The sequence below is a fragment of the uncultured Microscilla sp. genome (assembly GCF_947493425.1).
Lineage (GTDB): Bacteria > Bacteroidota > Bacteroidia > Cytophagales > Microscillaceae > Microscilla.
In genome coordinates this window covers 1-401 of sequence record NZ_CANLRP010000520.1, presented here as the reverse complement: position 1 = coordinate 401, position 401 = coordinate 1, and the positions used below count along the sequence as shown (strand labels likewise).

The window sequence follows — 401 nt, the reverse complement described above, 5'->3', positions numbered from 1 at the left end:
TGTCATAGAGTAAAATATGGGCAACCTCTCCTGCGGCGTTCTGAATGTTAAAATACTTGTATTCTTCCATGCAGTTTTGTCTAGCTCAGTGCCGTGGCCGTATCGGTATCAATGTCGTAGGTGATGCGTTTCCACGTGGCATCTCCATCTTCTTGGGCAGCCAATGCCGCAAATTGATCGTTGCTTACTGCGGTCAGTTGCACCGCCCCACCCGTGGCATCGGTCACGGTGGCCAAAAGCCCAGGAGCCAAGGTGCGCATATCGGGGTTACTGCCCGTGGCGTTGGTGCCGTTTTTCAAGTCCAATATTTCGGCGCGACTGCCCGCTACGTGACAATCGCCTGTGTATCTTAAAGCCATCAGTTTTTTTGCTTGTTTGGTTTGAGTGGCTATTAAGCAAGG

At 51.1% G+C, this 401-nt stretch carries 1 protein-coding gene; it reads right to left on the bottom strand.

Annotation, left to right across the window (positions count from 1 at the left end):
- Window positions 1-80 precede the first annotated feature (80 nt).
- On the bottom strand, window positions 81-401 hold a 321-nt coding region (locus Q0954_RS34545; protein ID WP_299466803.1), incomplete at its 5' end, for a hypothetical protein.